This window comes from Moorena sp. SIO3I6, from assembly GCF_010672095.1.
Window position 1 is genome coordinate 1 of record NZ_JAAHHU010000230.1, and the last position, 7964, is coordinate 7964.

Below are 7964 nucleotides of genomic sequence, written 5' to 3' on the forward strand. Positions count from 1 at the left end.
TATAGAAGCTAACAATCAAGGATTTTTCAGTATGCACACCAAGACCTACACACTCTACAGATCAAATTCTGATCTTCTTCAAAACTAAGTTGATGTTAGATCAAATCCGGTTAATCACGTCTCAAATCATATAACCCAATCTCAACGGAAATAAACCATGATAATTGTCCTCAAAGCAGCCACTCCGACAGTCGAAATTGAACACATTAAAGACGAACTGTCCCAATACAAAGTCAGCGTCGAAAAAATCATCGGCAAACACCGAGTGGTGATTGGTTTAGTCGGTGAAACCGCTGAACTCGATCCCTTAAAAATTCAGGCTGTCAGTCCTTTTATTGAAAAAGTCTCACGAGTTGAACATCCCTTTAAACGGGCAAGTCGAGACTTCCGACATGGTGAACCCAGTGAAATTATTGTTGAAACACCGAACGGTTCTGTTGCTTTTGGTGAACACAGTCCCATCGTTCAAACTGCCGGTCCTTGTTCGGTTGAAAATGAACAGATGATTGTCGAAACCGCCCAACAAGTTAAAGCAGCAGGTGCTCATTTCCTACGTGGTGGAGCCTACAAACCTCGGACTTCTCCTTATGCTTTTCAAGGGCATGGTGAGAGTGGTTTGGAATTGCTGGCCATTGCACGTCAAGAAACAGGCTTGGGAATTATCACCGAGGTAATGGATGCAGCCGACATTGAAAAGATAGCAGCTGTTGCAGATATTATCCAAGTTGGTGCTCGTAATATGCAGAACTTTTCTCTGTTAAAAAGAGTTGGTGCTCAAGAGAAACCGGTTCTGCTGAAGCGGGGAATGTCCGCAACCATTGAGGAATGGTTAATGGCGGCTGAATATATTTTAGCAGCGGGAAATTCTAATGTTATTTTGTGTGAACGGGGAATTCGCACCCATGACCGCAAATATACCCGCAATACCCTCGATTTATCCGTGATTCCTGTCTTGCGGACACTGACTCATCTTCCCATTATGATTGACCCCAGTCACGGGACTGGTAAAGCCGAATACGTCCCGGCAATGGCAATGGCCTCAATTGCAGCAGGAGCTGATGCTCTGATGATAGAAGTTCATCCCAACCCTTCCCAAGCCCTGTCTGATGGCCCTCAATCCTTGACGCCTCATCGCTATCAAGAACTGATGCAAGAAATGGCAGTTATTGGTGAAACAGTGGGTCGTTGGCCGGAAAAGTTAGCCTTCACCCCTTCATCCCATCAAGCTACCCAAAAATTCAGTGCCATTGTTTAAAATTTGTTGTGAGTTGAAATAAAAATTGAAGGCTAACATGGAATTGATTCAACTCACAATATCTCATCAAACAAGTCTTTTTGCCCAATTCTAGAGAAATAATGCAGATGAACGCTCAAACCCTAGTCTTAAGGCCAATTTTTTCCCAAAACTTTCCGAGAAAGCGGAATTACATCGAACCTGTATTACTCAGCCCATTTCAACGAATATTGCTCACGACAAACGGCACTGTTACAGATATGATTGAAGCATATTCGGGGGAAGCAATCAAAATCAAAAAGCTGTTTGAAGACCAGATTACAATCACAGAAGACATCCTGCCGATGAACCTCAAAAAAGGCACAGAAGTTATCGCTCGCAAAGTGTTACTTCAAGGTAAGATGAGTGACCGCACCTATGTCTATGCCGATTCAATTTTAGTTCTCGACAGACTGAATGAAAAAATGCGAACCCAACTGTTACAGACCAAAACTCCCATTGGGAAACTCTGGGTCGAGAACAAAGTGGAAATCTTCAAAGAAAATGTCGAACTTGGCAAAGAACATGCAGGTGATTTAGCCGATTATTTCCACATTCAACCCGAAGACAATCTCCTGTATAGAACCTACTGCGTCATCTCCAATAATCAGTACACCATGATGATTACAGAGAAGTTTCCGGAAAATAATTTTATGCGAAAGCTCTAATAGTATTGGTTAATTTTATTGAAGAACTTCTGAAATTTTAAGATTTCATAGGAGGGCACTATGCTTAACAATCATTTCTCAACGAAGGTTTGCATTATAGGAGCTGGACCGGCAGGTCTATTATTGGCAAACATCCTACAGCAAAATAATATCCCGTGTATAGTAGTCGAAAAATGCAGTCGTGAGGAGGTCTTTTCCCGTGCCCGAGCGGGACTAATCGATCACAAGGCAGTAAGTATTCTGAAGCAGTATGGACTCGCCGACCGCTTGTTGAGAGAAGGAAAGCCCCATGGGAAGTGTGAATTCCGAAGCCCGGAATACAGCTTCGTACTCGAATACTCCAAGATGTGTGAGGGTCGAACGCACTATACCTATCCTCAGCAGGAGTTGTTGGTCGATCTGATTCAGAAGTTTCAAGAGGCTGGCGGAGAAATACGATTCAGCACGAAAGGTCTTGTGATTAAGAATAGCTATCCTGCGCAAGTCTCGTGTTACGACGAGATTAAACAAAGCACGATTGTTATTGATTGCGACTTCATTGCTGGATGTGACGGTTTTCATGGTATTGCCCGAAAATCAATTCCTTCAGAAGCCGTAGATATCTACTACAAAAATTACAATTTTTCTTGGCTAGCAATCACGGCTGCAGCACCTCCCTCAACCGAGCATATTATCTATGCAATACATCCTTATGGGTTTGCCGGTCATATGCTCAGGAACGAAAAAATTTCCCGTTATTACCTGCAAATCTCATTAGACGACAGCGTTGACAATTGGCCCGATGAACGTGTTTGGTCAGAACTCCATGTTCGACTTGCCAAAGATGGATGGTCACTGACCGAAGGTAAGATTACTGACAAGCAAGTGCTGAGGATGAGGAGCTATGTCTCGAACCCAATCCAGTACAAGAACCTTTTTCTTGCAGGAGATGCTGCCCACATTCTCACTCCCTCAGGTGGCAAAGGCATGAACCTAGCCATTCAGGATGCTGAGGTTTTGGGCAAATTAATGGTGAACTACTATCTAATCAGCCACAATGACTCTATCCTTCAACAATACTCAGCTATTCGTCTGCCAGAGATCTGGCAAACCCAGGAGTTTTCCCACTCGCTGCTTCATATGGTGAATATAGATGAACAAAATTCAGAGAATGACCGCTTCATGAAGCAGCTCCAACAGTCTAAGATATCTCAACTGATGAGTTTGAAGACATTTGCAGCAGACTTTTCCAGAAAATATGTTGGGAGTTTATCTGACTATAATGAGCTGGAAATGGCATGCTAATAATAATTCATCGCGTTTCTTTGGAAACTATTGAGGCAAGCATTCAGCCACTCTAGATTTAACAGGTTGTACGACACTTCTTGTTAGATAAATCAAATCGTAAACTAGTTGTCCAAGTATTTCGTTTAGGAGGTTTTTATGACACTTAATAATTCAGATACTTTCAAAATGTTTGATGCAATTGTCATTGGCGGCGGACCTGCTGGAGCAACTTGTGCATACAAGATAGCAGCGAATGGTCACTCAGTTCTTTTATTGGAAAAGGCAAAGTTTCCCCGATTTCATATCGGCGAGTCGATGGTGCCCTATCTGTATAAGCTGTTTGAGATGATAGATATCTCTGACAAAATCAAGGAAGGTGGGTTTGTGCAGAAAAACGGAGTTGAATTCTTAACTGGGACAACTGGAGATCTGAGGCGGCAGAATTTTGGCAATGTGGCAAAAGGGCAAACCCCGTTTTCATACAACCTTAATCGTGCCCGTTTTGACAAAATTCTCTTGGATCATGCTCAGGATACAGGGGCTCAAGTATTACAGGAAGCAGATGTCAAGAAACTCATATTCGATGGCGAACGACTTGCCGGAGTCGAATATCAGTATCAAGGTTGCAGACATGAAGCCCGAGCGAACTTTGTGGTAGATGCTAGTGGTCGGGCTGGGTTAATTGCCAAGCATTTTAACCTAAGGAAAATGAATAATAAGCTGCAAAATGTTGCCGTTTTTCAACACTATAAGGATGTGGTTGCTGAAAACAATCCAGGTGTTGAAGGTGACGTGCTCTTCAGCTGTCATGAAGATGGTTGGCTCTGGGGGATACCTATTGAAACCAACGTGATGAGTGTTGGAGCTGTGATGCCATTAAGCATTCTAAAACAGAGCAATCCCGAGGAAATTTTCAAAGCACATTGCGATCGCTCTCCCCGCATTAAGAGTGCGATAAAAGGCGCAACTCCCTTGTTTAATAAACCGAAAGTAGAATTAGATTTTTGCTATTATTCGGAGCAGTTCACTGGACCTGGATATTTTATTGTTGGCGACGCAGCTTGCTTTGTAGATCCAGTATTTTCTGGGGGTGTTTTTCTCAGCATGCTCTGTGGACTGAAAGCAGCTGAGGCAATACACGAAATTTTTGATGGTAAGGATGATTTGGAGGCATGTCAAGACTTTGAAAACTTATGCAAAACAGGGTACGACTCCTACTTCCGAGTGGTCTACTCTTACTACTATGAATTCAACAGAGACATGAATAAGATGGGTCTAAACTTACCCGGCGGTTTCCGCTTTGTACTTCAAACGTTTGCCGGGGATTTTTGGGCTGAACGAGACCAGCCTGTATTGAGCTACCTACGTTCTAAAAAAGAATGGGATACCTTCGAGCAGCCTTTTGAGCGCATTTACGATTGCCCGATTTATCCAGATACTCATTACAAAGCTGCAGATCCAGCAAGCTTTACACCCCCAGAAGATTTTCTTGAATCAATTAATACACAGACACAAACAGAGACACAAAAGGCGGCAGTTTTGTAGACAGGTTGAGTCAGTTCAACCGTATCAATGGTGAGCATATTTAAGCTCACCCACCAGGAAAACCAGAGTAAAAAAGCTTTCAATACAGAGCTTAGGATATCCTGGATGTCCAAACTGTATGGAATTGTCAAGGTTTTGTACTTAAAGTGAATGAAATGGAGGTAACAATGAAACGACTAGAAGGAAAAACAGCACTGATTACTGGTGGAAGCACCGGAATTGGCTTTGCAACAGCAAAACTCTTTACTCAGGAAGGTGCCCGAGTTGCGATTATCGGTCAGCACGAGGGTCGGCTCTCGGAAGCGTGCACTCGGATTGGCCCGGATACGCTCGCGATTCGAGCCGATGTGAGTCAAGTTGCTGACATTGATGCCATGGTCGTTGAGGTCAAGGAACACTTTGGAGGACTTGACGTGTTGTTCGTTAATGCGGGGATCGCGAAACTTGGGCCGATGATGCAGGTTGACGAAGCTTTGATTGATGAGATATTCAAGATTAACTTTAAAGGTGCTTTCTTCACCGTGCAGAAAGTTGCGCCGATTATGGGTGAATCAGGCAGCATAGTGCTCAATACCTCGGTCAACAACCAGATGGGAATGGTTGGGTCGAGTATCTATGCGGCATCGAAGGCAGCACTGCGATCCCTTGCCCGCACTCTTGCTGCCGAACTGATCGAGAAGGGCATCAGGGTAAATGCGGTTAGCCCAGGACCAATTCAAACGCCCATTTATAGCAAACTCGGAGTACCGCAGGAGCACCTTAAAGAGTTTGCCACTCAGCTTCAGCAGAAAATCCCAATGCAGCGGTTCGGAGAAGCTGATGAAATTGCCAAGGCAGTCCTATTCCTTGCGTCCGAAGAATCGTCATTCGTGCTTGGTGAGGAACTAGTGGTCGATGGCGGATGGACGGAGGTGTAATTTTATTTACGGTAATTTCTGAAACCACCAAATAGCTGGGTTTTTTCCCAAAGCTTGATTATCGATAGTTCTGAATTAATACACAGGACTTACGCACACAATCCATGGGTAGGGTGGGCAAAACCTTGCCCACCCTACAGGTAGCGTTAAATTGAGGGATTTGCGTAAGTCCTAAATACAAATAGATCAGGTCAAAATCAGGCTTTGGGAAGGTGGTTTTAACAGCGACCTGCGCGTAGCACAGATCCGCTTTCCGGTGCACACAAGAAAAAAAGATGCAATCAAAAATTTGCCGAGCGACTTAAAAGAACAAGATAAAATTAGGGAAAATGAAAAACAATCAAGATTTAAAAACCATCAATAAGCCGGCAGGGATTGACGTCAGGAGTCCGGCAGGGCTTGAAAGAGTCAAAGCATTATTTGAACAACAGCAGATTTCTCCAGAGACACCACCAGACAGTAGCCTGGAGTCAATCGCAATATCGGGGGGTGTGTATACTTTTCTTGCAACTGGCGAAGATACCTACGGGCAGTACGCTCTATTCGATTTTCTGGTTCCGCCCGAAGCTGGACCTCCACCCCATATACACACGAGAGAAGATGAGGTATTCTATGTTGTGGATGGGGAAATCAACTTTCAGGTGGGGAACCAGGTTTTTACGGGAACCGCCGGAGACTTTATCCCCTATACCAGAGGTCAAGTCCACGCATTCAAAAACCTGGGGACGGAACCAGCAAGAATGTTGGTAATCGCTGCTCCTGCAGGACTTGAAAACTTTTTCAGGCAAGCAGGTCAGCCTGTTTCAGACCCGTCGAATATACCAGTAGATAATATCCCAAAAGTAGTGGCAGTTGCCCCCAACTTCGGTCTAGAACTCTATCCAGAGGCTGCACTGATTGGTAAGCCTATCATTGAAGATGGCGGCATTACTCTATACGGAGATGACAGGAGTGAAATCCTGATCGGAAGTGAAGGTAGTGACCTCATCATCGGCAGAAATGGTGAGGATCGATTTTATGGGGAGCAGGGTAATGACACAATCATCGGCGGAACTGGTCGAGATCTAATCTATGGAGGTGAGGGGGACGATCTCCTCTCAGGTCGCGAAGGGAATGATACCCTCACAGGAGGTGGTGATCAAGACACGTTTATAGTTCGTCGTGGTGCAGGCACAGACACCATCACTGATTTCGGCGGTGTAGGCACAGGAGTTACTCCCTCGGATGCCGTGATTGCAGAAGTCGATACACTGAAGTTTGAGGGGCCATCGCTGAGTGCAGAGAACATGCTTCTGAATCAGGATGAAAATGATTTGATCATCACCTTTGAAGGGGTTGAGAACACTGGGGTCATCCTGCAGGATTTTGCCCTGGAAAACCTAGATAACCTTACTAAAGCTACAGGTGCGTCGGAGGATATCGGCAACATTCTGTTTGACGGACAGACTAAAGTTGAAGATAGCTTTGATGTCTTTAATGCGAACCAACAAAGGGGCAAAGTTTTCAATAAAAACTCGGTCACATTCCTCAACGACCTTGACAATAACACCCAAGGCTTTAATGACTCCAATGATGTCATCAACGGCCAGGGTGGCAATGATAAACTGAAAGGGTTGAGTGGTGACGATTTGCTTCGGGGCGGTACTGGTAACGATATCCTGACAGGCGGCAGGGGTGACGATTTGCTTCGGGGCGGTACTGGTAACGATATCCTAAAAGGCGGCAGGGGTGACGATTTGCTTCGGGGCGGTACTGGTAACGATATCCTGACAGGCGGCAGGGGTGACGATCTGCTTCGGGGGGGTACTGGTAACGATATCCTGACAGGCGGCAGTGGCCGCGATCGCTTTGTGCTTGCCGCTGGAGCCGGGACTGACACAATTACTGACTTTACTAGTGATCAGGATCTGATTGAACTCTCCGCTGGTCTAGGGTTTGCGGAGCTGAAGATTACTCAGGGCACTTCCGAGCTTGTAAATGATACTTTGGTCAGTCTCACGACCAGCAATGAATTATTGGCAATTTTAACTGGGGTAGAAGCTAGCACGATTACCAGTACTGACTTCAGCATTGTTTAGCTTTATCGAGCACTCATCCCCAAAAAGGGATGAATGCCCAGTGAGCAATTCTCAAAAAATTCTAACGTCTTAAAACAGACGCGTTGCTTAATAATGGAATGATTTTAAGAGTGAGGTGGAATGGGCATCTTGGTGGAATGGGCATCTTGCCGTGGAACGGGCATCTTGCCCGTTACAATTCCCAGGCGGGCAGGATGCCCACCCCACTCATATTAAT

The 7964-nt window shown here is 45.0% G+C and carries 6 protein-coding genes; all 6 read left to right on the plus strand.

Going from position 1 to position 7964, the window contains the following annotated elements; translation table 11 throughout:
- The first annotated feature begins 157 nt into the window (after positions 1–157).
- The 6 genes from aroF (at position 158) to F6K49_RS32190 (ending at position 7747) form a co-directional block, all read left to right on the plus strand.
- Positions 158–1255 (plus strand): 3-deoxy-7-phosphoheptulonate synthase, encoded by a 1098-nt coding sequence (gene aroF, locus F6K49_RS32165; protein WP_293053745.1) that lies wholly within the window; start codon positions 158–160, stop codon positions 1253–1255.
- Positions 1256–1362: 107 nt separating this feature from the next.
- Entirely contained in the window at positions 1363–1941 is a 579-nt protein-coding gene (locus tag F6K49_RS32170; protein ID WP_293103162.1) for a chorismate pyruvate-lyase family protein, read from the plus strand.
- A 60-nt stretch (positions 1942–2001) separates the two neighbouring features.
- Positions 2002–3225 carry a 4-hydroxybenzoate 3-monooxygenase gene (locus F6K49_RS32175; RefSeq protein ID WP_293103165.1) on the plus strand — a complete coding sequence of 408 codons (1224 nt, stop codon included), beginning with the start codon at positions 2002–2004 and terminating at the stop codon, positions 3223–3225.
- 138 nt (positions 3226–3363) lie between these two features.
- Positions 3364–4752, plus strand: a complete 1389-nt coding sequence (locus F6K49_RS32180; protein ID WP_070392566.1) for an NAD(P)/FAD-dependent oxidoreductase — start codon at positions 3364–3366, stop codon at positions 4750–4752.
- A gap of 167 nt (positions 4753–4919) precedes the next feature.
- The gene (locus F6K49_RS32185; protein ID WP_293103168.1) at positions 4920–5669 is read left to right on the plus strand and encodes an SDR family oxidoreductase; all 750 of its coding nucleotides are present in this window, start codon (positions 4920–4922) and stop codon (positions 5667–5669) included.
- Positions 5670–6160: 491 nt separating this feature from the next.
- Positions 6161–7747: a cupin domain-containing protein gene (locus F6K49_RS32190; protein ID WP_293103171.1), complete on the plus strand. Its 1587-nt coding sequence runs from the start codon at positions 6161–6163 to the stop codon at positions 7745–7747.
- Positions 7748–7964: the final 217 nt, after the last annotated feature.

Coding starts and splice junctions, on each gene's coding strand:
- F6K49_RS32175 (WP_293103165.1), top strand. CDS start 2,002: ATGCTTAACAATCATTTCTCAACGAAGGTTTGCATTATAGGAGCTGGA.
- F6K49_RS32180 (WP_070392566.1), top strand. CDS start 3,364: ATGACACTTAATAATTCAGATACTTTCAAAATGTTTGATGCAATTGTC.
- aroF (WP_293053745.1), top strand. CDS start 158: ATGATAATTGTCCTCAAAGCAGCCACTCCGACAGTCGAAATTGAACAC.
- F6K49_RS32170 (WP_293103162.1), top strand. CDS start 1,363: ATGAACGCTCAAACCCTAGTCTTAAGGCCAATTTTTTCCCAAAACTTT.
- F6K49_RS32185 (WP_293103168.1), top strand. CDS start 4,920: ATGAAACGACTAGAAGGAAAAACAGCACTGATTACTGGTGGAAGCACC.